At 41.1% G+C, this 25,860-nt stretch carries 25 protein-coding genes; 17 read left to right on the top strand and 8 right to left on the bottom strand.

The window, feature by feature from the left end; translation table 11 throughout:
• The first annotated feature begins 82 nt into the window (after nucleotides 1-82).
• Both M998_RS01010 and tus read left to right on the top strand, forming a co-directional pair.
• Nucleotides 83-1,342 (top strand): MFS transporter, encoded by a 1,260-nt coding sequence (locus tag M998_RS01010; RefSeq protein WP_068907144.1) that lies wholly within the window; start codon nucleotides 83-85, stop codon nucleotides 1,340-1,342.
• Between the two features lie 219 nt (nucleotides 1,343-1,561).
• Complete coding sequence (gene tus / locus M998_RS01005) at nucleotides 1,562-2,473, top strand: DNA replication terminus site-binding protein (protein WP_068907143.1); 912 nt, start codon at nucleotides 1,562-1,564, stop codon at nucleotides 2,471-2,473.
• 62 nt (nucleotides 2,474-2,535) lie between these two features.
• On the opposite strand, the gene fumC is transcribed toward tus, so the two are convergent.
• Nucleotides 2,536-3,933 carry a class II fumarate hydratase gene (gene fumC, locus M998_RS01000; protein ID WP_068444017.1) on the bottom strand — a complete coding sequence of 466 codons (1,398 nt, stop codon included), beginning with the start codon at nucleotides 3,931-3,933 and terminating at the stop codon, nucleotides 2,536-2,538.
• Between the two features lie 178 nt (nucleotides 3,934-4,111).
• Here fumC and manA point away from each other — a divergent pair, with 178 nt between their 5' ends.
• From manA to add, 3 genes are all read left to right on the top strand, one after another.
• Nucleotides 4,112-5,287 (top strand): mannose-6-phosphate isomerase, encoded by a 1,176-nt coding sequence (manA, locus tag M998_RS00995; RefSeq protein ID WP_068444020.1) that lies wholly within the window; start codon nucleotides 4,112-4,114, stop codon nucleotides 5,285-5,287.
• Between the two features lie 110 nt (nucleotides 5,288-5,397).
• Entirely contained in the window at nucleotides 5,398-7,038 is a 1,641-nt protein-coding gene (locus M998_RS00990) for a YdgA family protein (protein WP_068907142.1), read from the top strand.
• A gap of 204 nt (nucleotides 7,039-7,242) precedes the next feature.
• Nucleotides 7,243-8,244, top strand: a complete 1,002-nt coding sequence (gene add / locus M998_RS00985) for an adenosine deaminase (RefSeq protein WP_068907141.1) — start codon at nucleotides 7,243-7,245, stop codon at nucleotides 8,242-8,244.
• 187 nt (nucleotides 8,245-8,431) lie between these two features.
• Here add and M998_RS00980 read toward each other — a convergent pair whose 3' ends face one another.
• Together M998_RS00980 and M998_RS00975 are read right to left on the bottom strand one after the other, a co-directional pair.
• On the bottom strand, nucleotides 8,432-9,409 hold the full coding sequence (locus tag M998_RS00980; RefSeq protein ID WP_068444028.1) for a bile acid:sodium symporter family protein: 978 nt from the start codon (nucleotides 9,407-9,409) through the stop codon (nucleotides 8,432-8,434).
• Nucleotides 9,410-9,466: 57 nt separating this feature from the next.
• Nucleotides 9,467-10,510 (bottom strand): oxidoreductase, encoded by a 1,044-nt coding sequence (locus tag M998_RS00975; protein ID WP_068444030.1) that lies wholly within the window; start codon nucleotides 10,508-10,510, stop codon nucleotides 9,467-9,469.
• A gap of 150 nt (nucleotides 10,511-10,660) precedes the next feature.
• Between M998_RS00975 and M998_RS00970 the strand changes: the two genes are divergently transcribed.
• The 10 genes from M998_RS00970 to osmB all read left to right on the top strand — a co-directional run bounded on the left by M998_RS00970 (nucleotide 10,661) and on the right by osmB (nucleotide 20,362).
• Nucleotides 10,661-11,101, top strand: coding sequence for a DUF2569 domain-containing protein (locus tag M998_RS00970; protein ID WP_068444031.1), 441 nt, complete (start codon nucleotides 10,661-10,663; stop codon nucleotides 11,099-11,101).
• 103 nt (nucleotides 11,102-11,204) lie between these two features.
• Complete coding sequence (gene rsxA, locus M998_RS00965; RefSeq protein WP_068444040.1) at nucleotides 11,205-11,786, top strand: electron transport complex subunit RsxA; 582 nt, start codon at nucleotides 11,205-11,207, stop codon at nucleotides 11,784-11,786.
• Entirely contained in the window at nucleotides 11,786-12,400 is a 615-nt protein-coding gene (gene rsxB, locus M998_RS00960) for an electron transport complex subunit RsxB (protein ID WP_068907140.1), read from the top strand. The genes rsxA and rsxB overlap by 1 nt, the downstream gene beginning before the upstream one ends.
• A complete protein-coding gene (gene rsxC, locus M998_RS00955; RefSeq protein WP_068907139.1) occupies nucleotides 12,393-14,783 on the top strand; it encodes an electron transport complex subunit RsxC in 2,391 nt (796 codons plus the stop codon). The genes rsxB and rsxC overlap by 8 nt, the downstream gene beginning before the upstream one ends.
• 7 nt (nucleotides 14,784-14,790) lie before the next feature.
• Entirely contained in the window at nucleotides 14,791-15,876 is a 1,086-nt protein-coding gene (gene rsxD, locus M998_RS00950) for an electron transport complex subunit RsxD (protein ID WP_068907138.1), read from the top strand.
• A gap of 9 nt (nucleotides 15,877-15,885) precedes the next feature.
• Nucleotides 15,886-16,515, top strand: coding sequence for an electron transport complex subunit RsxG (gene rsxG, locus M998_RS00945; protein WP_068444050.1), 630 nt, complete (start codon nucleotides 15,886-15,888; stop codon nucleotides 16,513-16,515).
• Nucleotides 16,516-16,517: 2 nt separating this feature from the next.
• Nucleotides 16,518-17,231, top strand: coding sequence for an electron transport complex subunit E (locus M998_RS00940; RefSeq protein ID WP_068444053.1), 714 nt, complete (start codon nucleotides 16,518-16,520; stop codon nucleotides 17,229-17,231).
• Between the two features lie 19 nt (nucleotides 17,232-17,250).
• Nucleotides 17,251-17,892 carry an endonuclease III gene (gene nth / locus M998_RS00935; protein ID WP_068444056.1) on the top strand — a complete coding sequence of 214 codons (642 nt, stop codon included), beginning with the start codon at nucleotides 17,251-17,253 and terminating at the stop codon, nucleotides 17,890-17,892.
• Between the two features lie 104 nt (nucleotides 17,893-17,996).
• On the top strand, nucleotides 17,997-19,940 hold the full coding sequence (locus M998_RS00930) for an exoribonuclease II (protein WP_068907137.1): 1,944 nt from the start codon (nucleotides 17,997-17,999) through the stop codon (nucleotides 19,938-19,940).
• Nucleotides 19,941-20,143: 203 nt separating this feature from the next.
• Complete coding sequence (gene osmB / locus M998_RS00925) at nucleotides 20,144-20,362, top strand: osmotically-inducible lipoprotein OsmB (RefSeq protein ID WP_068444064.1); 219 nt, start codon at nucleotides 20,144-20,146, stop codon at nucleotides 20,360-20,362.
• Nucleotides 20,363-20,409: 47 nt separating this feature from the next.
• Here the strand turns inward: osmB and yciH are convergent, their stop codons facing one another.
• From yciH to pgpB, 5 genes are all read right to left on the bottom strand, one after another.
• Nucleotides 20,410-20,736, bottom strand: a complete 327-nt coding sequence (yciH, locus tag M998_RS00920) for a stress response translation initiation inhibitor YciH (RefSeq protein WP_068444066.1) — start codon at nucleotides 20,734-20,736, stop codon at nucleotides 20,410-20,412.
• Entirely contained in the window at nucleotides 20,733-21,470 is a 738-nt protein-coding gene (gene pyrF, locus M998_RS00915; protein WP_068907136.1) for an orotidine-5'-phosphate decarboxylase, read from the bottom strand. The genes yciH and pyrF overlap by 4 nt, the downstream gene beginning before the upstream one ends.
• Nucleotides 21,471-21,513: 43 nt before the next feature.
• The gene (gene lapB / locus M998_RS00910; RefSeq protein ID WP_068907135.1) at nucleotides 21,514-22,683 is read right to left on the bottom strand and encodes a lipopolysaccharide assembly protein LapB; all 1,170 of its coding nucleotides are present in this window, start codon (nucleotides 22,681-22,683) and stop codon (nucleotides 21,514-21,516) included.
• Between the two features lie 6 nt (nucleotides 22,684-22,689).
• On the bottom strand, nucleotides 22,690-23,007 hold the full coding sequence (locus tag M998_RS00905) for a LapA family protein (RefSeq protein ID WP_068444075.1): 318 nt from the start codon (nucleotides 23,005-23,007) through the stop codon (nucleotides 22,690-22,692).
• Between the two features lie 146 nt (nucleotides 23,008-23,153).
• The gene (gene pgpB / locus M998_RS00900; protein WP_068444078.1) at nucleotides 23,154-23,876 is read right to left on the bottom strand and encodes a phosphatidylglycerophosphatase B; all 723 of its coding nucleotides are present in this window, start codon (nucleotides 23,874-23,876) and stop codon (nucleotides 23,154-23,156) included.
• Between the two features lie 214 nt (nucleotides 23,877-24,090).
• On the opposite strand from pgpB, the gene ribA reads away from it, so the two are divergent.
• Both ribA and hemB read left to right on the top strand, forming a co-directional pair.
• The gene (ribA, locus tag M998_RS00895; RefSeq protein ID WP_068444081.1) at nucleotides 24,091-24,687 is read left to right on the top strand and encodes a GTP cyclohydrolase II; all 597 of its coding nucleotides are present in this window, start codon (nucleotides 24,091-24,093) and stop codon (nucleotides 24,685-24,687) included.
• Between the two features lie 184 nt (nucleotides 24,688-24,871).
• Entirely contained in the window at nucleotides 24,872-25,849 is a 978-nt protein-coding gene (gene hemB, locus M998_RS00890; protein WP_068907134.1) for a porphobilinogen synthase, read from the top strand.
• Nucleotides 25,850-25,860: the final 11 nt, after the last annotated feature.

The following is a 25,860-nucleotide window of genomic DNA, read 5'->3' as shown; positions in this document are numbered from 1 at the left end:
ATAATTAATATATTAGACAATATATTAGAAAGTTTCTATTCTTTGATCGAAATCAAATGAGTTGGCAAGACAAGGAATAGATATGGAACAACCATCAAGTAGCCTCACAAAGGAGCAAGCCGTAAATGGAGAACAAGCTGACTCACCGGCTACTGCCCCAAAAAAACATTATATCCAGCGTGACGATGCGTTGTATTTACGGGTTACCTTGTCATTTTTTACCGTTGGTTTTGCTACTTTTGCTTTATTGTATTTTGTGCAACCGATCCTTCCCTTGTTATCACAAGACTTTAATATATCACCAGCAACGGCAAGTTTATCATTATCGCTTAGTACCGGATTAATGGCTTTAGGGTTATTAATTACAGGGCCAATCTCAGATGCCATTGGCCGTAAGAATGTCATGGTTATATCGTTAACTTGTGCGGCGTTATTTACGTTGCTGAGTTCAGTAATGCAGAGCTGGCAAGGTATTTTAATTGCCCGTGCATTAGTCGGTTTATCGCTTAGTGGTGTTGCGGCCGTTGCAATGACCTATCTCAGTGAGGAAATTCATCCTAGCTATGTCGCGCTATCTATGGGGCTCTATATCAGCGGTAATTCACTTGGTGGAATGAGTGGTAGGCTGATGACTGGTGTAATAGCTGATTATTATTCTTGGCGTGTTGCTGTGGTTATTTTAGGGTCATTAGCATTAATTGCAGCAATTGGATTCTGGCGATTATTACCACCATCTCAACACTTTAGGGCTAGCTCTCTCAAACCTAAAAGTTTATGGGTCAATCTCCATCTTCATTTTCGTGATAGAGGATTGCCTTGGTTGTTTGTGGAGGGTTTTGTCCTAATGGGCGGTTTTGTCACAATGTACAATTATATTGGTTATCGTTTGTTAGAAGGCCCTTATTACTTTAGCCAATCTACGGTAGGAATATTGTCTCTTATTTATTTAACCGGAACCTATAGCGCAACTAAAACAGGTAGCTTAACGTTAAAGTATGGTTTCGGTAATATTCTTATTGCAGCAATTATCCTGATGTTAGCGGGTATTTTACTCACGCTACACGCTAATATTTGGATAATTTTACTCGGAATGACGGCACTAACGACGGGATTTTTTGCAGCACACTCTGTAGCCAGTAGCTGGGTGGGACGTAGAGCTAAACGTGCTAGAGGTCAAGCATCATCACTATATCTATTTAGTTATTATGCGGGATCCAGTATTGCAGGAACAATCGGCGGGATATTTTGGCTCAATTATGGTTGGAATGGCGTTGCTTTCTTTATCGCTGCTATTTTATTGCTTGGTGTAATGATTGCGTATAAATTAAAATCAACCTGTTAATAAATAACAAATTATCTCTACTTAAACGTGATTAGTGTATAAAATACAAAACCGCCCTCAACCTTTTTTTGTATGCCATCAAAAAAAGGTTGAAGGTTGGAACACTTCTTTGTTTTCTCGCCCTCAAAGCAATGACTAAACAGTTTTTATTGATAATCACCAATGCTAATGTTAGATTTGTTATTCAATACCAAGAATGTTGTAACTAATTGGATGTTTATGAATAGGATAAAACAAAACTTAGTCGATAGCTTCGCGCTCCTAGAAGATCAAATCACTGAATTTAGCCAAATATTAAGATTACAGTCACAGATTACGGCTAAAGTTTTTCGTTTACCTGAAGTAATGAAAGGTGATGAAAATAGCGATATATCAACAATCACTGTCGATACATTAACCGGCCAATCGGCATTGAATGAAGCAATACAACTGATACAATTGTTGTTTATCCACCACAAATCGGAGTTGATCAGTAACAAATCAGCCATTAGATTACCCGGCGCTATTTGTATTCAAACCACTCAAAACCAATACCAAAAAATTCAACACTTGATAGATAAAATAAATACCTTAAAAACGACGATAAAAAAGAATGTTACCCAAATTGATGAAGCTCAACGATTCGAATTTATTAGGGAAAGTTTGCATGGCTTATTAACATTAAATACCTATCGCACCCTCACCTCATTAGTTGACATTGATACTGTGCGATTTGGTTGGGCGAATAAAAAGGTCATTAATAAAGTGACTAAAGAAGAGATATTGAATAAGCTACAGGCCAACTTAGAGAGTGGTCGAGGACCGATAAATATACCAAAAAACCAATGGCTAGCTCAATTAATACATGAAATATCAATGATTAACTCCCTCCCCCATAACTCGATATTAAAAACCCAGCGCCCAGTTAAAGTTCAACCAATAGCACGAATATGGGATAAGGAAAAACAGAAACAAACTCAATTTTCTTGCGCCACGCCACTATTTATTTTTGCGATTGATAAAAATATTGAGGATGTGGTCATTGGTGATTTACCTGATTACTCAGCTGACAATATTGCCATTCGTTACCGACCAAGAGCAAAACCCGTTGAGTTAATTATTCCAAGACTTAATCTTTATATTGAACGATAAAAAACCCTGCACTTTCTTCAGTACAGGGTTTGATTTATTCTGCTTCTGATATTATCAAAAGCTTATGATTTCATGCTTCCAACCATATCTTCAGGACGAACCCAATCATTGAATTGTTCTTCAGTAAGATAATTCAATTTAAGAGCAGACTCTTTCAGTGTTAGTCCTTCTTTATGTGCTTTTTTCGCAATTTCAGCGGCTTTATCGTAACCAATGTGCGTATTTAATGCGGTCACTAACATCAGTGATTCATGCAGTAATTTTTCAATACGCTCACGGTTTGGTTCGATACCTACAGCACAATGCTCATTGAAACTACGCATACCATCAGCTAATAAACGGACTGATTGAAGGAAGTTGTCGATTAACATTGGGCGGAATACGTTCAGTTCAAAGTTACCCGAAGCACCACCAATATTGACGGCAACATCATTACCCATAACTTGAGCACAAAGCATTGTTAAAGCTTCACACTGAGTTGGATTAACCTTGCCTGGCATGATTGAGCTACCCGGTTCGTTTTCTGGAATGGATATTTCACCAATACCACAACGAGGGCCTGAAGCTAGCCATCTAACATCATTGGCAATCTTCATTAATGAAGCGGCTAAACCTTTCAGTGCACCGTGAGCGTGAACTAAGCTGTCGCAAGTTGCTAATGCTTCGAATTTATTCGGTGCCGTAATAAATGGTTGCCCCGTTAATTCAGCGATTTTTTTCGCAACACGCACAGCATATTCAGGGTGTGTATTCAGGCCTGTACCCACAGCAGTGCCACCTAAAGCAAGTTCGCACACATGAGGAACAGAGTTCTCAATGTGTTTTTCACTGTTAGCCAACATTGTTGCCCAACCCGAAATTTCTTGGCCTAATGTCAGTGGCGTTGCATCTTGTAAGTGAGTACGACCAATTTTAACGATGTCTTTAAACTCTTTCGCTTTAGCATCCAACGTTTTATGAAGCGTTTTAAGCTCAGGTAAGAGATGCTCACGAATGCCAACAACTGCCGCAACATGCATTGCAGTTGGGAATACGTCGTTTGAGCTTTGGCTCTTATTAACATCGTCATTTGGGTGAATAAGGCGGTCATTCCCCCTTTGCCCACCGAGAATTTCACTACCACGGTTTGCTAGCACCTCATTCATGTTCATGTTACTTTGGGTACCAGAACCGGTTTGCCAGATAGCGAGAGGGAATTCAGTTGGGTGTTTGCCCGCTAAAACTTCATCAGCGGCAGCAATAATTGCATCACCACGTTCTTTTGGTAATAGCCCGAGATCCATATTGACACTAGCAGCCGCTTTTTTGGTGATTGCGAGTGCGTGGATTAGAGCCACAGGCATTTTTTCTACAGATATACGGAAATGTTCTAAAGAACGCTGCGTTTGCGCTCCCCACAAGTGGTCAGCAGGTACTTCAATTGGTCCCATTGAGTCTTTTTCAATGCGAGTGGCTGCCATTACTATCTCCTTAGGTACATACACAGAATAATTGATTTTAGAATCATCTGCTTGCAGGTAAGCAAATAACCGAGCAGTATAATGCCACAAATTGAATTTCAATTATGAGACTTAGTCGAGCTTATTGTATTGTAGTTAAAAGGAAATATGTTGATTTCTAGAAAAAGAGAATTTTGCTATGCTTAAAATGATAAACAAAATCCAACATTATGACTGGGGCAGTAAAACGGCCCTAACTAAACTGTATGGGATCCCTAACCCGGATAAATTACCGATGGCTGAGTTGTGGATGGGAGCACATCCTAAAGCAAGTTCAGCGGTTATTGACCCCCAAACTAAGCAGTCAATTTCGCTAGAATCACTTATCAATAATGCCCCGGAAAAATATTTAGGTACAAAAATTGCGCAGAAATATGCGCGACTTCCTTATTTGTTTAAGGTTTTGTGTGCGGTTCATCCGCTGTCAGTACAAGTTCATCCTAATAAAGTCTATGCTGAAGTTGGTTTTGCCAAAGAAAATGCTGCGGGGATCCCATTAGATTCACCCATTCGCAACTATAAGGACGATAATCACAAACCTGAATTGGTTTATGCTTTAACGCCATTTAAAGCGATGAATGCGTTTCGTCCATTGAGTGAAATAGCTCAGTTACTTGCTTTTATTTCTGCCGCTCATCCTGATATTCAATTATTCGTGCAAGCACCCAGCGAAGAAAAATTAGCAAGACTTTTTGCACAAATTCTTAACTTATCTGGAGAGCAAAAAGAGCTTGCTTTAGGCGTATTAAAAGCTGCATTAAATAGTCGTCAAGGTGAACCTTGGAATTCAATAAAACAAATGGTTAGCCTGTACCCTGAAGACAATGGTTTATTTACCCCACTTCTTCTTAATGTGGTTGAATTACAGCCTGGTGATGCGATGTTCTTATATGCAAGAACGCCACATGCATATTTAGAAGGTGTTGGCTTAGAAGTAATGGCGAACTCTGATAATGTATTGCGTGCTGGTTTAACTAACAAACATATTGATATTCCTGAACTTATTGCTAATATTGATTTTAAACCAACCTGTTCTGGCGATTTATTGAACGTTCCCGACAAATCTGGAAATATCTGGAAATATAATATACCAGTAGAAGATTTTTCATTTAATATATATTCTATTAACGACTCGGGGATAAACCTAGCTAACAACACCGCTTCAATCTTATTTTGTATTGAAGGTGAGTTAGTTCTGAGCACTAGTAATGAAAAAATAAGTATTGGGCCTGGGGAATCAATTTTTTTACCTGCTTATGATGAAAATATATTCATACATGGTAATGGTAAGCTTGCCCGAGTTTTTAATATTTAATGTTATATTCTGTGTTTAACGCGTCTTCTTAAAATTTAAAGACGGTTATATAAAACTTATACAATTTTTTAAAGTACGTTTAGAACGTGCTGAAAGGATGGATGTTTATAATGAAAAAGTCATTAGTCGCGATTGGTGTTATCGTTGCTGTAGGTGTTGTATGGACCGGAGCATCTTGGTATACGGGCTCAAAAGTTGAAAGCGAACTCAATAGAGTCATTGTTAAAACCAACGATTTTTTTGCTGTAAATACCCCTGAAGCGGGCGTAATTTTCAAAATAGAAAACTACAAGCGTGGTGTATTCTCTTCTCAAGCTGATATCGTTATCACCTCAGCGGATTCAGCAACGCCTGATGACTCTATTGTGTTTAAAACCAATATCGATCATGGTCCATTCCCGCTTTCTCAAGTCGCGAAATTCAATTTAATGCCAAAATTAGCGGCATCACAAATTGAGTTAGCTAACAATGCAACAACCAAAGAGTTATTTGAAGCAACTAAAGGTAAACCATTTATCGTTGGTTCTGCTGTTGTTGGTTATAGCAAAAGTATTGACACTAATTTAGAACTTATCCCTGTTGAATATAATAAAGACGATATCGCTTTATCATTCAGTGGTTCAAAGTTTGATATATCTACCTCTGCAGATCTTGAGTCTGTTGATGCTTCACTGGTCACTGACAGCTTAGTCATGGGCAAAGGTGACAAATCAGAAACAATGACCCTAAAAGGTCTAAAATTAGTTTCTAATGTCAAAAAATCACAATATGGTTTCTACACTGGTACTCAGGAATTTGTGATTGCCGATACTGATTTCAACATTCCAGATACTAAGTTTTCATTTAAAGATTTCAAAATCTCTAGTGATACCTCTATTAACGGTGAAGACGTTAAAGGTAACATCGCTTATAGCATCGGTGACTTAAAAGCCTTAGGTGAAAACTTAGGTTCAGGCCAAGTGACTGTTGCAATTGAAAAACTAGATGCTAAAGCATTAGGTAAATTTGTTGAGCAATACAACAAAGCACTCAGCGAAGGTCTAGCAAGCGGCGATCCAACTGAAGCAACAGAAAAATTAGCAATGGAAATGATGTCAACAACATTGCCTGAGCTAATGAAAAGTAAGCCTGTATTCTCTGTTAGCCCATTGTCTTGGAAAAACGAAGCTGGTCAAAGTTCTATTGACTTAAATATTACATTCAATCAGTGGAACCAAGATGAAATGACAGCGCTTGCGATGTCTAATAAAGTTGATGAAGCCGTCAAAAAATTGATTTCTTCTTTTGACTTTAGCATGAAACTAAATAAGCCAATGTTGGTTGAATCAATGACACAAGTCATGATTTTAGACCGCGGTGTACCTGTTGACGCAGAAACCAAAAAAGCAATGAAAGAGCAAGTAACTGGCGAATTTGTCGGTGTTCAACAAATGTTAACTTCGGATATGTTCTCTTCCCCGTTTGAAGAAATGTTCATGACGGACGAAGAACGTGCTGAAAAAGCAAAACAGAAAAAATCACCTTGGATGATCGATAGCGAAAATGATCTGACTATGACGATCAAGTTTGCAGGTAATGACCTGACATTCAATAATGATAAATTCACGCTTGCTGAGTTCTTAACTAAGATGAAAGTAATGTCTAACCCAGCAGATGAAATGGATTATGATGCAGAGCCAGCACCAGAAGCTGAAGCAGCACCAGGTGTTGGTACAGAGTTAGCGCCGCAAGAAGCAGCACCAGCTAACTAATAACTTTTATTAGTTAGTTCAGAGCCAGTCTATCGATATCGATGACTGGCTTTTTTATTCCTGCGATATACCACCATCAAAAAGTGATAATGATCACATTTTTAATGTAATAATAAATTAGATTTCACAAAATGCGTGATTCAACATTGATTTTTACTCCGTAGTTGCCAAAATAAAGGGAGAAAATAGAAAAGGAAACATTCCGTGATAAATAAACACCTACCTTTGACTGATTTACATCGCCATCTTGATGGAAATATCCGTCCAGAAACTATTCTTTCCCTTGCAAAACAACATAATATTCAATTACCCGCTATCGAATTGGAAGCATTGCGTCCCCATGTTCAAATAATAGGCCAAGAAGCCGATTTAGTCGGCTTTTTAGCTAAATTAGATTGGGGTGTTGCTGTTCTGGCAGATTTGGATGCTTGTCGTCGGGTTGCATTAGAGAATGTTGAAGATGCATTCAACGCAGGTATCGATTACGCTGAATTACGATTTTCACCTTATTACATGGCAATGAAGCATCAATTGCCAGTGGAAGGTGTAGTTGAGGCGATTATTGATGGTGTACAAGCAGGCTGTCGCCAATATGATATTAAAATTAATTTAATTGGTATCCTCAGCCGAACATTTGGTCAAGAAGCTTGTTCTATTGAACTTAATGGCCTACTTGCTCACCGTGATAAAATTTGTGCTCTTGATTTAGCCGGTGATGAGCTCGGTTTCCCTGGTGAGTTATTTGAAGATCACTTTACTAAAGCGCGTAACACCGGATTAAACATCACCGTTCACGCAGGTGAAGCCGCTGGAGCAAGCAGTATTTGGCATGCAATCAAAGAGCTTGGCGCTCAACGGATTGGCCATGGTGTCAAAGCGATTGAAGACCCTACTCTGATTGAATACTTAGCAAAGCATAAAATTGGAATGGAAAGTTGCTTAACCTCCAACATTCAAACCAGCACAGTCGCCTCCCTAGCCCAGCATCCACTCAAAACTTTCCTGGCTCATGGTGTATTGGCATCAATTAATACAGACGACCCAGCAGTTCAAGGTATTGAGCTTGCGCATGAATATGAAGTTGCAGCACCACAAGCGGGTCTGACAGCGAATGAAATTGAACAAGTTCAGCGTAACGGCTTAACCATGGCGTTTTTGTCCGATACGGAAAGAAATGCATTAATTCAAAAAGTAGCAAACCGCTAAAACAAACCTTTCTTTCAATACCAACAGGGTAAAATAATTTCGTTCTACCCTGTTCAACGCCTTTTACCGACTCGAATGTTAGCGCTGTACTTTAATTTAAAGGTCTTAGTATGTTGTAACTAATTTGATTGTGGTAGACGTAATTGCAGTTCGATTGAAGTAACTTAATTTACCTCAATCGAGTCAGTTATTTTTCAGATAACCGCTTAGCGTATCGCTGGGCCAATACTGCACTGACCATTAACTGAATTTGGTGGAATATCATTAACGGAAGCAAGATAATACCAACGGTTGCTGCGGGAAATAGAACATTCGCCATAGGAACCCCGTTTGCTAAGCTCTTTTTAGAGCCACAGAAAACAATGGTTATTTCATCTTCTTTGCTAAATCCAAATAGACGTGCAGCCATCGTATTAAATACGATAACTAAAAATAAAATCACGCAAGTTACCACTGCAATCATAAAGAGCGAATAGGCATCAATTTTCTGCCATATCCCCTCCACTACCGCTTCACTAAAGGCTACATAAACCACCAATAAAATTGATGACCGATCTGTCATATTCACTAACTTACGATTGCGATTAATCCAATTCGCAATTAATGGGCGCGATAAATGCCCCACAACAAAGGGAAGCATTAATTGCATCAAAATAGAGCCAATTGCATTAAGTGTATCTATCGCCTCGCTACCATCAGCATCCATAAGTAAGCCAACTAAAATTGGCGAAAGAAATACACCTAAAATACTTGATGCTGATGCGCTACAAATTGCAGCAGCGATATTACCACCGGCAACAGAGGTAAAAGCAATCGCTGATTGGACGGTTGCGGGTAATGCGCAAAGGTATAAAAACCCCATGTACACCGTTGGGGACATCCAATCTGGCACGAGGAATTGTAATCCTAAGCCAATGATAGGAAAGACAATAAATGTACTCGCAAAAACCAGAATATGCAGACGCCAGTGTCCAATCCCTGCCACAATAGATTCACGAGATAATTTAGCACCATGCATAAAGAATAATAATGCAATTGCGGCGGTTGTTAAGTATTGAAAAGCTGTTTTAATATCACCTTCACAAGGAAAAACACTGGCAACGACAACCACACCAATCATAATAAGTAAAAAAGGGTCTATTCTGAGTTTTGCTAATAAATTCATTTAATTATCCACAAAGAAGAGCCAGCGAATAGCGGGCTCTCTCATCAAATTTAAATCCTAAAAAATGTTTTCAACGGTGCGTTTTTCTTTTGCTGAAAGTATGCCCGCCTCAATCAACTTCATGATATCAATAGCTTCACTCGGCGTTACCGGATTTGGTTTACCTAAGCGGATTGCATCATGAATTGCATTATAATATCCGCCATAATTGCCTTTTTCATTTGGCCATTCTTCTGTGATCAGCTTATCATCTTGTGACAGGGTCACTATCCCGGTGTTTACATCTATCCCCCAACTGTCATCTTTTGGATATTCACCCTGTTTCAAACAATCTTCTTGCGGATCTAGGCCATATTTCACATAACTGCCTTTCATGCCATGAATGATATAGATTGGCATTGGTGCTGCGGCAAGTGTGGTGGAATGTAAAACAACTTTTTTATCTGGATACTCAAGTATCGCATGAAAATAGTCTACCGCTTCCGCACCAGGCCTAATCTTACCTAAGTCAACGGTGATACCCGTAGGTTTTCCAAAATATTGTAATACTTGATCCATCAAGTGAGGGGCAAGGTCATACCAAATGCCAGCACCGGGGATATCTGCTTCACGCCAACGCTGCCTTACAGCTGGACGAAAACGATCAAAATGTGATTCATAATATTTAATGTCACCTAGACAGCCATCATTAAGGATTTTTTCAACGGTACGAAAGCCAGAATCCCAACGGCGATTATGATAAATAGAGAGTAATTTTCCGGCTTTTTCTGCCTGTTCCTTTAACTTTAGCGCTTCATCAACATTCAATGTAAAAGGTTTATCAACAACCACATGTTTGCCCGCAGCAAGCGCATCACGACTTAACGGATAATGGGTGTCATTCGGTGTTGGGATCACAACTAATTCAATTTCAGGATCAGAAAATATCGCTTCAGGTGATGAAACCACCTTCATATTTGGCCAATCTGCTTTAACTTTACTGGCATCACTACTCGAAATTGTGACTAAATCATAACCATCCAGACGAGCTAAAAATGGCGCATGGAAGGTTTTACTTGCATAGCCATACCCAACAATACCTACTTTAATCGGTTTAGACATAGTGACCTCATGGATGTTCTTAATTTCAATACTTAAAAAAGTACCATCATAATGAATTAATTAGCAAATAAATCTATGGTAGGATGCTCAATCAGCTCGGTTTAATATAATGAGCATATTTTCTACTTTGTAATAATGGATTTGAACCTTATGACTTCTGTTTATAACGCAAACCGTATCACTGGCTGGCTACTTGTACCCGCAACATACTTATTGCTCACTTTCTTAGCGGTTTGCAGTATGACAGTAATGTATATCATAAAGCTCTATGAAATCGTAACAACTGTAGAAAATTGGACCAGTTATATACCTGCTCAATGGTATCTTTCGTTTGCCATTTCGATAGCGATGACAGTTTTTAGTGTTCATGTGCTTCAACTCATGTTTTCACACTCGCGCCATTTTCCTCGCCGATTTACTATTTGGCTGTTGATATTATTAGTGATTGGTTTAAAAACTTTTGCGTTTTCTACTATTGATGATGCCGAAGCTGTTCAAGTACTTGCATGGCCTTTACTTGGTGCCGGATTTCTTGTTCCTTATTTAAAGCGTTCTAAACGTGTGAAAATGACTTTCACACAAGATCGATAAGCATCACAAAAATAGATTGTTATTATACAGCCTGAATTAACTGGTCTTGACCAGTTTTTGTCCTTTTATTCACACTTTTATATTATTGCTTTCAGGCTATGAAATGACTGATTATCTTCTACTATTTGTTGGAACAGTGCTGGTTAACAACTTCGTCCTCGTTAAATTCCTTGGTTTATGCCCATTTATGGGGGTATCAAAAAAACTCGAAACAGCCATTGGAATGGGCGTAGCAACAACGTTTGTTATGACATTGGCAGCAATAAGTTCGTGGCTTATCGATACCCTAATTTTGATCCCTCTTGACCTGCTGTATTTACGCACACTCAGTTTTATACTCGCCATTGCGGTCGTTGTGCAATTTACAGAAATGGTCGTGAGAAAAACTAGCCCTACGTTGTATCGCTTACTCGGTATATTTCTGCCACTTATCACAACAAACTGTGCGGTACTTGGTGTTGCTTTGTTGAATATTAACCAATCACATGGTTTCTTGCAGTCTGCTGTCTATGGTTTTAGCGCGGCTGTGGGCTTCTCATTTGTCATGGTACTTTTTGCGGCTATCCGTGAACGCCTTGCTGTCGCTAATGTTCCTGCTCCATTCCGTGGTTCTTCAATTGGGCTTATCACTGCGGGACTGATGTCCCTTGCATTTATGGGCTTTAGTGGTTTGGTGAAATTCTAATGATGTCTTTATGGATTGCGATTGGCATATTAGCCATTTTCGGACTGGTTTTTGGTTTGATCCTTGGGTATGCATCTTTACGCTTTAAAGTCGAAGAAGACCCTATTGTCGAAAAACTTGATGCTATCTTGCCACAAAGCCAGTGTGGTCAATGTAGCTACCCAGGCTGCCGTCCTTATGCGGAAGCTGTTGCCAACAATGGTGAGATGATCAATAAATGTGCGCCAGGTGGCGAGCAAGTGATGCTCAAAATTGCTGAACTAATGAATGTTGACCCACAGCCTATTGATGGTGATGAAACCGCACAAAATCCTGTTCGTAAAGTTGCCATTATTGATGAAGAAAATTGCATCGGTTGCACCAAATGCATTCAAGCTTGCCCTGTTGACGCTATTGTTGGCGCAACTCGTGCCATGCATACCGTTATTGAAGATTTGTGTACCGGCTGTGACCTTTGTGTCGCCCCTTGTCCTACAGATTGCATTGAGCTCGTCCCCGTGAAAACAACAACGGCCAACTGGAAATGGGATTTAAATGCTATCCCTGTGAAAAATATTGCTGTGGAACCTCTACATTCATCACCAGTAGAAACTAGAGGTGGATCACATGCTTAAGCTATTTGATTGGTTAAAAAAAGATAATGTCTGGGATTTTAAAGGTGGCATCCATCCGCCAGAAATGAAATCACAGTCCAGTAAAACGCCAATGCGTATTGCCTCTGTGCCCGATGAATTAATCATCCCATTGCAACAACACCTTGGCCCTGAAGGCGAGCTTATCGTCAATATTGGCGACACGGTATTAAAAGGCCAGCCCTTAACAAAAGGCTTAGGCCGTACTGTGCCTGTTCATGCATCTACATCAGGAACCGTTACAGCTATTGAACCCATGGTAACGGCACACCCTTCTGGTCTAAAAGAACTTTGCGTCCGTATTAAAGCAGATGGCAAAGATACATGGTTCCCCCTCTCTCCTGAAAGCAATTATGAACAACTTGAACCGGCTCAATTACTGCTTAAAATTGAACAGGCAGGTATTGCTGGGCTTGGTGGCGCAGGTTTCCCTACAGCCTCTAAACTTGCCGGTGGGAAAGATGCGATTAAGACACTCATCATCAATGCCGCTGAATGCGAGCCTTATATCACTGCTGATGATAGGTTGATGCAAGAACATGCTCATGAGGTAATTGAAGGCTGCCGTATCTTACAGCACCTTTTAAATCCGGATGAAGTTCTCATTGGTATTGAAGATAATAAACCTGAAGCAATCATTGCGTTAAAACAAGCTATCACGGCAAAAGATTTGCGAATTTTTGTCAGAGTGATCCCAACAAAATATCCCTCTGGGGGCGCCAAACAATTAACTAAAATTTTAACCGGCAAAGAAGTCCCTTCTGGTGCTAGGTCATCACAAATTGGCGTATTGATGCAAAACGTCGGTACTGTTGTTGCTATTAAACGTGCAATTATTGATGGGCAGCCGTTAATTGAGCGTGTTGTCACTGTTACCGGAGAAGCCATTGAACAGCCGGGGAATTTTTGGACTCGCCTTGGTACTCCCGTTAAACATCTTCTTCAACAAGCCGGTTTTACCCCTGAAGTTGAGCAAATGGTAATTATGGGCGGCCCATTGATGGGGTTCACGCTACCTGACTTAAACGTCCCCGTCGTTAAAATATGTAACTGCCTTTTAGTACCAACAACGGAAGAAGTCGGTCAAAAGGCTTTAGAAGAAGCCTGTATTCGTTGCGGCTTATGTGTTGATGCATGCCCGGCAGCATTATTACCACAACAACTTTATTGGTTTAGTAAAGGGAGTGAGCACGAAAAAGCGCAGAAACATAATTTGTTTGATTGTATCGAATGCGGTGCCTGTGCCTACGTTTGTCCAAGTAATATTCCACTCGTGCAATATTATCGGCAAGAAAAAGCCGAAATCCGCGAATTGGCTCAAGAGGAACGCCGTTCTGCCGAAGCGAAGTTACGATTTGAAGCCAAACAGCAACGCATGGAACGTGAAAAATCAGCTCGCTCAGAGCGCCATAAGAAAGCGGCCGTTCAAGTTGATACCGCAAATAAAGATGCCGTCAATGCGGCATTGGCACGTGTTAAAGCAAAACAGAGTGCCACTGGTGGGTCAATTAACATTATTTCCGGTGAACTTCCCGATAACAGTGCGATTATCGCCGCAAGAGAAGCTCGTAAAGCTCAAGCAAGAGCAAGGCAAGCTGAGAAAATCAACGCTGAACAATCCGTTGTTGATAAATTAGATACCAACGAAGACCCTCGCAAAGCGGCGGTTTCCGCCGCCATTGCCCGAGCAAAAGCCAAAAAGGCCGCACAGGCTCAAGCAGATTCAACTGACGCTGAACCCGCTGTGGCATCAGCTGAAACTGATGTTGACCCACGCAAAGCCGCGGTTGCTGCTGCCATTGCCCGAGCAAAAGCCAAAAAGGCCGCACAGGCTCAAGTAGATTCAACTGACGCTGAACCGGCTGTCGCATCAGCTGAAACTGATGTTGACCCACGTAAAGCCGCGGTTGCTGCTGCCATTGCCCGAGCAAAAGCTAAAAAAGCGGCGCAAGCTCAAGCAGATTCAACTGACGCTGAACCGGCTGTCGCATCAGCTGAAACTGATGTTGACCCACGTAAAGCCGCGGTTGCTGCTGCCATTGCCCGAGCAAAAGCCAAAAAGGCCGCACAGGTTCAAGCAGATTCAACTGACGCTGAACCAGCTGTCGCATCAGCTGAAACTGATGTTGACCCACGCAAAGCCGCGGTTGCTGCTGCCATTGCCCGAGCAAAAGCTAAAAAAACGGCGCAAGCTCAAGCAGATTTAGCGGCGAAAATCATTGTCGAAGATGAATTTCCCCCCGCAGCGCAACAACCTATTGAAGAAGAAACTGATCCTCGAAAAATTGCTGTAGCCGCTGCGATTGCACGAGTTAAAGCAAAACAGACCGAAAAAAAAATGAACAAACAACCACAGAGTAAGTGAATACAAAATGAAATTTAGGCCACTCGATGCGAAAAATCGCCGTTTAAAAATAGCCAGTGCCCCATTTACTCATGATAGGCGAAGTACTAGTCAGGTAATGTTTTGGGTTTTACTTGCGGCTATACCCGGTATAGCCGTACAAACCTATTTCTTTGGTATTGGTACTCTTTATCAAATTATTTTAGCTATGCTCACAGCTACAGCAACCGAGGCTGTATCTATTCGCTTGCGCAAGCAACCTATATTGCCTGTATTAAAAGATAATTCGGCCATCGTTACCGCCTTGTTACTTGCTGTAAGTTTGCCGCCCCTATCCCCATGGTGGCTTATTGTATTAGGGACAATTTTTGCCATTATTATTGCTAAACAATGTTATGGCGGATTGGGTCAAAACCCATTTAACCCTGCAATGGTCGGCTATGTGGTGTTACTGATTTCATTCCCTGTTCATATGACTAATTGGCTGCCCCCTCAAGAATTACAAACAATGCACATTTCAGCTATGGATAGCTTATCTGTTATTTTGAGTGGGCATACACCAACGGGCGTGACTTTAGAACAACTACGGTCTGGCATTGATGGAATGAGTCAAGCGACTCCCCTTGATAGTTTTAAAACGGGACTGCTAACACACTCGATATCAGAAGTTTTACAACAGCCGATTTTACAAGGTTCACTTGCTGGTATTGGTTGGCAATGGGTTAATATCGCTTATTTAATCGGTGGGTTGATTATGATTAACCGCCGGATTATTAGTTGGCATATCCCGGTTTCTTTCATTGGAACTTTAGCCGTTTTCTCTATTGTAAGCTGGTTAATTGATGATGGTCGTTATTCACAACCTTTAGTTCAACTACTCTCTGGCGCCACCATGCTAGGTGCGTTTTTTATCGCTACCGACCCAGTAACAGCATCAACCACACCAAGAGGTCGAATTATTTTTGGTGTTATTATCGGCTTTTTAGTTTGGGTAATACGTGTCTATGGTGGGTATCCAGATGCTGTCGCATTTGCGGTTTTACTTGCTAATATCGCTGTACCATTAATTGACCATTATACGCAGCCTCGTGCTTACGGGCATGGACACAAGTAAGGAACCTATATGTTAAACACGATGCGACGTCATGGTACAATTCTGGCACTTTTTGCTGCAGGTACCACTGCGCTCAGTGCTGCGGTTTATACGCTAACTAAAGACACCATTGCTGAACAAGCCGCTTTAGTACAAAAAAAATTACTCGACCAAGTTGTTCCTAATGAGCTGTATGACAATGATCTGGCACAAGAGTGTTATCTTGTCAGCAATGAGCGCATTTTAGGCAACAAGCAACCTAGGCGACTCTATATTGCACGTAAAAATGGTGAACCCGTCGCCGCAGCATTAGAAACTACCGCACCGGATGGTTATTCAGGATCAATCCACTTACTTGTTGGCGCTGACTTCAAAGGTACCGTACTGGGTGTTAGAGTAACAGAGCACCATGAAACCCCGGGGTTAGGGGATAAAATTGAAACTCGAATTTCTGATTGGATAACCCATTTTAGCGGTAAAAAAATGGCATCGGATCATGACCCTAAATGGGCAGTGAAAAAAGATGGGGGTGAATTTGATCAATTCACTGGCGCCACTATCACTCCTAGAGCCGTAGTCAATGCGACAAAACGCACTGCCGTATTTATGCAACTAATACCGCAAGAACTATCAAACTACCCGATTTGTGGGGATGAGTAATTATGAGTGAATCTAAAGATCTGTTCGTACAAGGCTTATGGAAAAATAACTCTGCGTTGGTTCAACTGCTTGGATTATGCCCTTTACTGGCCGTTTCATCCACGGCAACCAATGCCTTAGGACTGGGCTTAGCCACGACATTAGTCTTAGTGTGCACAAACGTCGCTGTTTCTGCTTTCCGCCGCTGGGTTCCTTCTGAAATTCGTATTCCAATCTATGTGATGATCATCGCCTCTGTAGTCAGTGCGGTACAAATGTTAATTAATGCCTATGCCTTTGGCTTATATGAGTCACTTGGGATATTCATACCTCTTATTGTCACTAACTGTATCGTTATCGGTCGGGCTGAAGCATACGCCTCCCGTAACCCTGTGCCATTATCCGCAATTGATGGTTTGGCGATGGGGCTTGGCGCTACCGCAGCACTTTTTGTTCTCGGTTCAATACGTGAAATATTAGGTAACGGAACGCTATTTGATGGGGCTGATTTACTTCTCGGTTCATGGGCTACATCGCTACGAATTGAAGTCCTTCACCTTGACTCTCCCTTTTTACTCGCTATGCTGCCACCGGGTGCATTTATTGGCTTAGCACTTATGTTGGCGGGTAAGTATTTAATAGATAATAAAATGAAACAACGAGCTGCCCTGAAGTCAGCGCAACAACCCATGCGCGAATATGAAAAACAGCAAGGGTGCGGTACTCATCTTTCTTAATTAAAAATTATTGTGAGCAATGAATAAATCAAAACGTATTGAAATTCTAACTCGCCTACGCGATAACGATCCTCATCCAACAACGGAGTTGCACTTTAACTCCCCTTTTGAGCTGCTTATTGCGGTCTTATTGTCAGCACAAGCGACGGATGTCAGTGTCAATAAAGCCACCGCTAAATTATATCCAGTGGCAAATACACCCGAAAAATTAATGGCTCTCGGCGTTGACGGCATCAAGGCATACATCAAAACCATTGGGCTATTTAATACCAAAGCAGAAAGTGTTTTTAAAACCTGTAAAATTTTAATTGAAAAACATAATAGCCAAGTCCCCGAAAATCGTGAAGCCCTTGAAGCTTTACCCGGCGTTGGGCGTAAAACAGCAAACGTGGTACTCAATACGGCTTTCGGCTGGCCAACTATCGCTGTTGATACACATATATTTAGAGTCTGTAATCGCACTAATTTCGCACCAGGCAAAAATGTCGTTGAAGTCGAAGATAAATTACTCAAAGTTGTGCCTGCTGAGTTTAAAGTTGATTGCCATCACTGGTTTATATTGCATGGTAGATACACTTGTATAGCGCGGAAACCGCGTTGTGGCTCTTGCATTATTGAAGATTTATGCGAGTTCAAAGATAAAATATATCCTGAAAATTAATATACCTAGCTCGAAGATATTACTTATAGCACATTTTTTTCTTGCTCTAAGACTTTGTCTTACGTAACAATAGAGCCAAACTCAACCTTAAAAAAACGGTAAGTATGTTTCAAGACAACCCACTACTCGCACAGCTTAAACAAAAATTGCATGCCCAAACACCTCGTGTTGAAGGTATTGTTAAAGGAACAGAAAAAGGTTTCGGCTTTTTAGAAGTTGATGGACAAAAAAGCTACTTTATCCCGCCACCACAAATGAAAAAAGTGATGCACGGAGATAGAGTGATTGCCTCCATTCATACCGATAAAGACCGTGAATTTGTCGAACCGGAAGAACTTGTAGAACCTTTTCTTGACCGTTTTGTTGGCAAAATTCAAAAAAAAGATAACGATAACCGGTTATTTGTCATTCCCGACCATCCTTTATTAAGAGATGCTATTTCTTGCCGCCCAATTAATGAAATTACACATCAATTTCAGCAAGACGATTGGGTTGTTGCACAAATGCGTCGTCATCCGCTAAAAGGCGATAAAGGCTTTTATGCTGATATCACTGAATATATTACAGAGGGTAATGACCATTTTGCACCTTGGTGGGTAACGTTACGCCGTCACCAATTGGATCGCGACGAACCTCAAATGGTGGAAAGTGAACGCGATGACCAAGGCATTGAACGAGTTGACCTTACAGACTTTCACTTTGTGACTATCGACAACGCAACCACTGAAGATATGGACGATGCGCTGTATGTAGAAAAAACCACTGAAGGTACGTTGAAACTGTATATTGCCATTGCGGATCCAACCAGCTATATCCGTGAAGGTAGTGAACTCGACAAACTGGCTCTTTCCCGTTCTTATACTAATTATCTGCCGGGTTTCAACATTCCAATGTTGCCTCGTGAATTATCCGATAATCTTTGCTCACTACGTCCAAATGAACGTCGCCCTGCGTTAGTCTGTACCGCATTAATTGAAGAAGATGGCTCGATTGCAGAGAATATCGAATTCTTCAGTGCTTGGGTTGAATCAAAATCTAAACTGGTTTATGAAGAAGTCTCTGATTGGTTAGAAAATACCGGCAGTTGGCAGCCCACCAATGAGACCGATAAACAGCAAATTTTATTATTGAAAGAAATGGCAGATAAACGCCTGCAATGGCGTGAAGCCAATGCTTTGGTGTTTAAAGATAGACCAGACTATCGCTTTGTTTTGGATGAAAATGGGCAAGTATTAGATATCGTTTCAGAGAGTCGTCGCAGTGCTAATCGTATCGTAGAAGAAGCGATGATCACCTCAAACCTTTGCGCTGCTACAGTACTGAAAAACAAACTGGGTTTCGGCGTATTTAACGTGCATATGGGATTTGACCCATTACAAATTGATCAAGTGGTACAAACACTGAAAGATCATGGTATTGAAACAACATCTGAATCGTTGCTCTCTCTCGAAGGGTTCCGCCAATTACGTCGTAAATTAGACTCACAACCAACGCAATTCCTTGATAGCCGTATTCGCCGCTATCAAACCTTTGCGGAAGTAAAAGCCGATCCTGGCCCGCATTTTGGTTTAGGTTTTGATGCTTATGCAACGTGGACATCCCCTATCCGTAAATATACGGATATCGTCAATCATCGTTTATTAAAGTCGATCATTGCGGGTAATCCATCAAACAACAAGCCCAGCGATGAGCTCTCTTTAAAATTGGCTGAGCGTCGTCGAGCCAACCGCATGGCCGAAAGAGACGTCGGCGATTGGCTGTATTCTCGCTACTTGAAACCATTTGAAGGTACCGATAAAAAATTCCCTGCGGAAGTGATTGATATTACCCGTGGTGGTATTCGCGTCAGGTTAACCGATAATGGCGCTGTCGCATTTATCCCAGCACCATTCCTACACAGTGTGCGTGATGAAGTTCAATGTAGCCAAGAAACAGGCTGTGTTTTAATTAAAGGCGAACAAGCTTATCAGCTTAACGATATTATTGACGTGAACATTGCAGAAGTTCGCATGGAAACACGTAATATCGTTGCACGCCCTGCTGTATAAACCTTATTTGTGCTAAAATTGAAAGACTACAGATTAACTTCTGTAGTCTTTTTGTTTTTAACTTTACGGTATCCGTGTTGCCGTTCGCATTAAAAGTTAAAAGTACGGGCTATTTCGATATTTATTCCTGATTATTCTTATTCGTTAAATTACTGCCCGTGATATTTTATGACATGTCATAGTTTAAGCTAAGGGTTAATAAAATGAATACTATTACTAAACGCATCTTATCTTTTTTCGTGGTTGCCTCTGTCGCAATCAGTGTTAGCGCGTGTTCGAACATGTCTAAACGTGATAAGAACACGACCATCGGCGCAGGCGTTGGTGCTGTAGGTGGTGCGATACTCACAGATGGTAGTCCACTAGGAACAATTGGTGGGGCTGCTGTTGGGGGTATTATTGGCCGTCAGGTAGGTAAATAATTGGAAGATAAGGGGGATAGCCCTATTCCCCTTATCATTTGGTTTTATCAACCACCCGCCAGCTTAACTTTCATGCCTTTAGCTTCAAGAAGTTGTTTTATCAAGTCTCGCTTATCACCTTGAATCTCAATGTCACCGTCTTTAATTGCCCCGCCACATCCACATTTTTTTTTCAATTCGGCGGCCAACTTATTAAGCTCGATATCATCTAAGTCTAGACCTGTAATTATACAAACGCCTTTTCCTTTACGACCAGATGTTTCACGGCGAATTCGAACAATACCGTCACCTTTTGGCCTTTCTATTTTTGGCTTTTCTTCATCGATACGGCCGACATCTGTACTGTAAACTAAACGGCTATTGGTATCACTCATACCAAGCCCTTAATTGACTGATTGATTTGTTGCAATGTCAATGTAGGGTTATCACTACGCGTTATTGGTCGACCAATAACCATATAATCAACCCCTGCTTTTACCGCATCTTGGGGGGTCATGATACGGCGTTGGTCGCCAACATCACTCCCAACAGGGCGAATACCTGGGGTAACTAATTTAAAATCAGCACCGCAAGCAATTTTTAAGCTTTCTGCTTCATGGGCTGAACATACAACGCCATCAAGTCCACAGGCTTTAGTCAGTAAAGCCAGACGCTTAGCATGCACTGCGGGTGAAACATCGATACCCACGCCGATTAAGTCGGATTCATCCATACTGGTTAAAACCGTTACCGCGGTTAATAACGGTGCATCTTTGCCATAGGCTTCTAATGCTTGACGCGCAGCTTCCATCATGCGAGCGCCCCCACCAGCATGCACATTCACCATCCATACGCCCATCTCTGCCGAGGCGGCAACAGCACGAGCAACGGTATTAGGGATATCGTGAAATTTCAAATCAAGAAAAACGTCGAAACCCCGTTGATGGAGTGATTTAACAAATTGAGGACCATTAAAAGTGAACATTTCTTTGCCCACTTTTAACCGACAATCACGCGGGTCGATACGGTCTACAAAAGCCAGAGCATCATTTGCATTATCGTAATCCAGCGCAACAATGACTGGCGAGTGGGTCGTTACGCGAGTCTGGTTCTCAGTTGAGGAGATCATTTCAAAGCCTTTATTGAGTTGTAATCATTAAAAAGTGACAGCGTCACTGGCCATCTAACCCACGGATCGGTTTAATTGTGTCCCAAGAGCGACAAGATGGGCAGTGCCAATATAACGAACGCGATGTAAAACCACACTTGTGGCAGCGATAATCAGGTTTTGTTCTGATTTGTTCACCCACCATTTTTTTCAATAAAATCAAGCTTTCTTTAGCTCGACCTTCTTCCGCTTCCTGCAGATGGTAATCCATTAAACGATAAAATAAACGCATGGTTGGATGATGTTGAATTTGGTCATTAATATAACTTGCGGCAGCTTCATGACTTTGTTTTTCAACAATAATATCTGCAAGATACAACTCAGCGATTGCACCGGAGTCACCGTCGACGCACTGGCGAAGATAATCTTCCCATTCGTCAGAAAGCCCCGTTTGTTTATAACAATCATAAAGTAACGGTAATGTCTCTGCGACAAGTTCACGATCTTGTTCATAAACTTGCTTTAAGACACTAATCGCCTTTTCATAATGACCCAGCTCGATAAAAATGCGTCCTTTCATAATTGAAACCCGGGCGCAGTTTTTATCTGCCTGAGCGGCTTTATTTAGTAAGTTTAGTGCATCATCAAGGTCATCACTGCCAAGTTGTTGTGTGGCGAGTTCACAATAAAAATGCGCAATTTGCTCTCGTAAATCATTATTCCCTAACTTAACGAGTTTTCCAGCGACATCAATCGCTTTCCCCCAATCACTGGTGAGTTGATAAATGCTTAATAGCGATTGGAGTGCACTATGTTTAAAATCAACTTCATCAGTCAGTTGCTGAAACATATTTTCTGCGCGGTCATAAACACCGGCAGTCATATAGTCTCGCCCTAACTGTTGAGTAGCTAATAAACGTTGTTCAAATGAGAGTGCAGCACTTTCCACCAGCGATTGGTGAATACGAATGGCGCGTTCAACTTCACCTCGAGAGCGAAATAAGTTACCTAATGTGAGGTGAGCTTCAAAAGCGGAGCTGTCTTCTTTCAACATTTCAAGAAAGAGATCGACGGCCTTATCCTGTTGATTGGATAAAAGGAAGTTCACGCCTGTCACATAATCACGCGACAAGCGATTGGCATGTTGCTGCTTATCTTGTTGAGCACTTCTGCGCCCCATGTACCAGCCGTAAGCAGCGGCGACAGGTAGCAACAGAAACAGCAACTCGAACATAAAGGATTAGTCCTTGTTCTGAGTTGTCACTAATGAGGTTGAGTCTGAAGTTTCTTTTCCTTCAGCACCTAATTGTGATTCTAGACGTCTAATTTTACGACGTGCATTTTTAAGGCTAACAATCGTACGCAAATAAAATATGGCACAAACGAGCCAACCAAGCACAAAACCGACACCAAAAAGTGATGCAAGCAGAGATGATAAAGAAAAATCTCCTTTTGCTATCAGGTAGTTAAATGTAATAACCTGATCATTGCTTGAACCTAGCGTAATCGAAATAATAAAAAAGGCGACCGCTAGTAATAAAATCAGAAAATATTTCACATTTGTTCCCGCTATCAGTTCTTATGGACTCAAAATATCTACCTGATAAGGTAGCATTTCCGGCGCATTCAGACAAAGTAATTTATTTTATGCAATAAACCGCATCGTACTAAAAACACCCACTTTTCGTCATTTTTGTTGAAACATTAATCAGTGCCATTTTTTAATAATCTATATTGGAATAACCGATAACCCAATATGGCAAAAAGTGCACTAATGATAATTGATACAATAATGTCGATAGGCCAATGCATTCCAAGTAGCATACGGCTAAATGCGATCCCTTCTGCCCACACCGCTAATAGTATACAAAGCGCATATTGTCGACGCTGCCAAAACAAACCAATTAATAGCAACGCCCATCCCGCAGCAAATAACATGTGCCCTGAAGGAAATGAATACCCTGTTTCTAATTGCCAATGCTGACGTTGCCATTTGGGAATACTTTGATCTTGTTTAACGGTTGTTTTGACTAACTCAGCACGCTGTGACCTTTTTAGATCATAAAATTCCGAATTTGAAATAGCATATTTCTTTTCTAGCCAAGAAATATAAGGTCTTGGTTCCTGAAAACTATTTTTAAGCAAGGATTTCACGCCTTGCATTGCTAATATACAAAAAATCAAAATGACCGTTAGTTTAATCCATTTTCTTCGTTCGGAACGAAAAACAAACAATGTGATCCCTATCAAAATAACTGACGTAATAATGCTATACGGCGCACCCGCTGTATCGGTCACCCAAAGGAGCCATTTCATCGATTTAGGCTGAGTTTCTGGTGACCACTGCCATCCCATTACTATCATTATAATAGGTGGTGCCATCAGTAAGATTGAAAAAATAATAACGCTAAAAATATTTTTTTTCATTTAGTGCATTCCATTGATATCGTTCTCCCCGATAATAAATATTACATCCACCCGCTTATTAACTCTGCTATAGTAATACACTGCTGGCTGTGTGCAAAGATTGTCAGCAACTATATGCTAAACGTCATATAGCATCGATATATTATACTTAATGTCCTCTATATCGATTCACGTTATTAATTAAGCAGAGTCACTTTAACTAATGAAAGAAAATATGCAGCTAAAACGCGTTGCCGAAGCAAAACTCCCCACTCCATTCGGTGAATTCCTAATGATTGGCTTTGAAGAAATCGCAACAGGTCGTGATCACGTAGCATTGGTTTTTGGTGATATTTCCGGAGCCGTCCCTGTCCTTAGTCGGATCCACTCAGAATGTTTGACTGGGGATGCATTATTCAGCCTACGATGTGATTGTGGTTTTCAATTAGAAGCCGCGCTCTCTCAGATTAGTAAAGAAGGCCGAGGTATTCTACTTTACCATCGCCAAGAAGGTAGAAACATTGGCTTACTCAATAAAATTCGGGCTTATGCTTTGCAAGATCAAGGCCTCGATACCGTTGAAGCCAATCTCAAGCTAGGCTTTAAAGCCGATGAGCGTGATTTTACACTTTGCTCTGATATGTATAAGCTTTTAGGTATTAATGAGGTTCGCTTATTAACTAATAATCCTAAAAAGATTGATATTATGCGTGAAGCTGGGATCAACGTTGTTGAGCGTGTTCCCTTAATTGTTGGCCGTAATCCAAGTAACGCGCATTATTTAGATGTAAAAGCTGAAAAAATGGGTCATTTGCTGTTTAAACATCAGTGAAGTAACTTATCACAAAGGAAGAGTGGCAATCGCTCTTCCATTGTTTTGAGGCTAGACATCTAACAATTCAATGCCAGAGATTTATTCACATTCTTTTTATAAGGTTTATACTGTTTGCAATATTATTACCTTGATAAGTAAGCTTCAATAATTAAGCTTATTTTTCAACCTACAAGGAGATATTGTGAATAACCTGCATTCCATTCAACGCATGAGAAGATTGCGTAAAACTGAAAAACTCCGCACTTTATTTCAAGAAACCCACCTATCACTCAATGACCTGTGCTTGCCTATCTTTGTTGAAGAAGGTCTTGATGACTATATGCCAATCGCAAGTATGCCCGGTGTTATGCGTATCCCGGAAAAGCGTTTAGCTTACGAAATAGAACGTATTGCTAAGGCGGGAATTAAATCTGTTATGACATTTGGGGTGTCACATCACCTTGATGAAAATGGCAGTGATGCATGGAATGAAAATGGACTAGTTTCACGGATGTCACGTATCTGCAAAGATGCCGTACCAGAAATGATAGTGATGTCTGATACCTGCTTCTGTGAATATACCTCTCACGGACATTGTGGTGTGATGCATGGTGATATAGTGGATAATGACGCCACTATCCACAATCTCGGCTTACAGGCTGTGGCAGCAGCACGTGCGGGGGCTGATTTTATTGCACCATCAGCCGCAATGGATGGTCAAGTTGCCGCAATCCGTCATGCTCTTGATGCCGCTGGCTTTACCGACACCGCCATAATGTCTTACTCCACTAAATTTGCATCGGCACTTTACGGCCCATTCCGTGATGCTGCGGGTTCTTGCCTAAAAGGTGATAGAAAAACCTATCAGATGAACCCAATGAATCGCCGTGAAGCTATTCATGAATCATTAATTGATGTGCAAGAAGGGGCTGATGCATTGATGGTAAAACCAGCAGGTGCCTATCTCGATATCATCCGTGACTTACGCGAATGTACGCAGTTACCGATTGGGGCATATCAGGTAAGTGGCGAATACGCACAAATTAAATTCGCCGCCCAAGCAGGGGCTATTGATGAAACCCGTGTAACCCTCGAAACATTAGGTTCCATTAAACGTGCTGGGGCAGATTTGATCTTCACTTACTTCGCTTTACAGCTCGCTGAAGATAAAATTTTATAAGCTTTCCCCAT

The sequence above is a fragment of the Providencia heimbachae ATCC 35613 genome, assembly GCF_001655055.1.
Classification (GTDB): domain Bacteria; phylum Pseudomonadota; class Gammaproteobacteria; order Enterobacterales; family Enterobacteriaceae; genus Providencia; species Providencia heimbachae.
This window is presented reverse-complemented; position numbering and strand designations above follow the sequence as displayed.

What these genes read in the sequence shown, in the direction of transcription:
- M998_RS01010 (WP_068907144.1), top strand. Translation starts at nt 83, where the DNA reads ATGGAACAACCATCAAGTAGCCTCACAAAGGAGCAAGCCGTAAATGGA.
- tus (WP_068907143.1), top strand. Translation starts at nt 1,562, where the DNA reads ATGAATAGGATAAAACAAAACTTAGTCGATAGCTTCGCGCTCCTAGAA.
- fumC (WP_068444017.1), bottom strand. Translation starts at nt 3,933, where the DNA reads ATGGCAGCCACTCGCATTGAAAAAGACTCAATGGGACCAATTGAAGTA.
- manA (WP_068444020.1), top strand. Translation starts at nt 4,112, where the DNA reads ATGCTTAAAATGATAAACAAAATCCAACATTATGACTGGGGCAGTAAA.
- M998_RS00990 (WP_068907142.1), top strand. Translation starts at nt 5,398, where the DNA reads ATGAAAAAGTCATTAGTCGCGATTGGTGTTATCGTTGCTGTAGGTGTT.
- M998_RS00980 (WP_068444028.1), bottom strand. Translation starts at nt 9,409, where the DNA reads ATGAATTTATTAGCAAAACTCAGAATAGACCCTTTTTTACTTATTATG.
- M998_RS00975 (WP_068444030.1), bottom strand. Translation starts at nt 10,510, where the DNA reads ATGTCTAAACCGATTAAAGTAGGTATTGTTGGGTATGGCTATGCAAGT.
- M998_RS00970 (WP_068444031.1), top strand. Translation starts at nt 10,661, where the DNA reads ATGACTTCTGTTTATAACGCAAACCGTATCACTGGCTGGCTACTTGTA.
- rsxA (WP_068444040.1), top strand. Translation starts at nt 11,205, where the DNA reads ATGACTGATTATCTTCTACTATTTGTTGGAACAGTGCTGGTTAACAAC.
- rsxB (WP_068907140.1), top strand. Translation starts at nt 11,786, where the DNA reads ATGATGTCTTTATGGATTGCGATTGGCATATTAGCCATTTTCGGACTG.
- rsxC (WP_068907139.1), top strand. Translation starts at nt 12,393, where the DNA reads ATGCTTAAGCTATTTGATTGGTTAAAAAAAGATAATGTCTGGGATTTT.
- rsxD (WP_068907138.1), top strand. Translation starts at nt 14,791, where the DNA reads ATGAAATTTAGGCCACTCGATGCGAAAAATCGCCGTTTAAAAATAGCC.
- rsxG (WP_068444050.1), top strand. Translation starts at nt 15,886, where the DNA reads ATGTTAAACACGATGCGACGTCATGGTACAATTCTGGCACTTTTTGCT.
- M998_RS00940 (WP_068444053.1), top strand. Translation starts at nt 16,518, where the DNA reads ATGAGTGAATCTAAAGATCTGTTCGTACAAGGCTTATGGAAAAATAAC.
- nth (WP_068444056.1), top strand. Translation starts at nt 17,251, where the DNA reads ATGAATAAATCAAAACGTATTGAAATTCTAACTCGCCTACGCGATAAC.
- M998_RS00930 (WP_068907137.1), top strand. Translation starts at nt 17,997, where the DNA reads ATGTTTCAAGACAACCCACTACTCGCACAGCTTAAACAAAAATTGCAT.
- osmB (WP_068444064.1), top strand. Translation starts at nt 20,144, where the DNA reads ATGAATACTATTACTAAACGCATCTTATCTTTTTTCGTGGTTGCCTCT.
- yciH (WP_068444066.1), bottom strand. Translation starts at nt 20,736, where the DNA reads ATGAGTGATACCAATAGCCGTTTAGTTTACAGTACAGATGTCGGCCGT.
- pyrF (WP_068907136.1), bottom strand. Translation starts at nt 21,470, where the DNA reads ATGATCTCCTCAACTGAGAACCAGACTCGCGTAACGACCCACTCGCCA.
- lapB (WP_068907135.1), bottom strand. Translation starts at nt 22,683, where the DNA reads ATGTTCGAGTTGCTGTTTCTGTTGCTACCTGTCGCCGCTGCTTACGGC.
- pgpB (WP_068444078.1), bottom strand. Translation starts at nt 23,876, where the DNA reads ATGAAAAAAAATATTTTTAGCGTTATTATTTTTTCAATCTTACTGATG.
- ribA (WP_068444081.1), top strand. Translation starts at nt 24,091, where the DNA reads ATGCAGCTAAAACGCGTTGCCGAAGCAAAACTCCCCACTCCATTCGGT.